Below are 1,346 nucleotides of genomic sequence, written 5' to 3' on the forward strand. Positions count from 1 at the left end.
AGACATGGTTCCATCTTCTAAGACAGTAAAGGTACCACCGCTGTCACCCGCGATAGTGAGCTCTCCAGCGACAAGGGCTTGACCATTTAACTCGGTGACGATTAGATCGTCATTATTACCGTCGCGGTCATTTCCCAAAACTGTTAGATCGAGATCCTGCCCTAGAACAGGCGAAACCTCTGCAAGGGTTTTGTTGTCTCCGCCGTTGATTTTGTATACCAAATCATCGACCGCGACAGGGTCGACATTAGTTCCGTCAACGGTGATCGTTACCGTACCTTGATTGCTGACCAAACCAAGCTCGTCCTTGATGGTATAGCCAAAGGTGACATCTTCCGTCTGACCATCGTTTAAATAAGCAAAGTCATTATTTGTGCTCCAGATCAATTGACTAGTGCGCTGCGTCAGCAAACCCTTAGTACCAGCGATAAGTGAGTTCAGCTCAATGGTAGAACCATTATCTGGATCAAAGTCATTACCAATCAGATCTGCCACGTCCAGGGTTATGGAACCGCCGCGATAAACAACACCTAAATTATCGTCAACAGCGGTTGGCGCGTCGTTTACACCAACTACGTCTACAGAAATCGTCGCCTCATCGGTGCTCCCTTTTTCATCTGAAACAGTGTAAGTGACCGCGGTGGTAATCGTTTCGCCTTCGTTTAAAGCACCAACCGCGCCACCTGTTCCGTCGAACGTTAATGTGCCGTTCTCGGTTAAAGTAAACAGTCCCCCGTTGTCACCAGCCACGCTCAACGTACCATTAACCAGAGCCTGGCCATTGATCGCTGTAACAATTAGCGGATCACGGTCAACATCATGGTCGTTCAGCAAAACGGTGTTATTAATGACCAAACCTGTATCGTAAGATTCTATTGCCGCCAATAAGCTAACCTCGCCAGCCGCAGTCTCATAGAAGTCATCGACCGCTGTCGCTGCATCATTTACTCCGGTGATTTCAACTGTTAGGTATTCAGCCCAATCCCACGATGGATAGTAAGGCGTTTCACCAAGATCGTTCTCTATTCTATAAGCGATGGACGTCGTCGTCGTTTGGCCTTCTGCTAGGTAGGCAAAATCACCGTCTGTGTCGAAAGTAAAACTACCATCTTGTTCAATCGTAAACTCACCACCTCGAGAGCCAGAAATAGATTGCCCAACATAACCCGCGTGAACGTTAAATGTGTTATCAAAACTCCAGTCATTGAGAAATATGTCGCCACTACCAACCGAAAGCGTGTCGTTCTGAGATACACCGTTGTAGAAATCGTTTTGACCAGAGATCGCGTCTCCATTCCGCCCTGTCACTTGGACTGTTACGACTGCATCACCAGTTGTAGTGCCAT

Annotated in this window: 1 protein-coding gene; it reads right to left on the reverse strand. The window is 47.6% G+C overall.

Features of this window, described 5'->3' with window-relative positions:
* On the reverse strand, positions 1-1,346 hold a 1,346-nt coding region (locus A3750_RS18040), incomplete at both ends, for an Ig-like domain-containing protein (RefSeq protein WP_197475133.1).

This window comes from Oleiphilus sp. HI0079 (assembly GCF_001635105.1).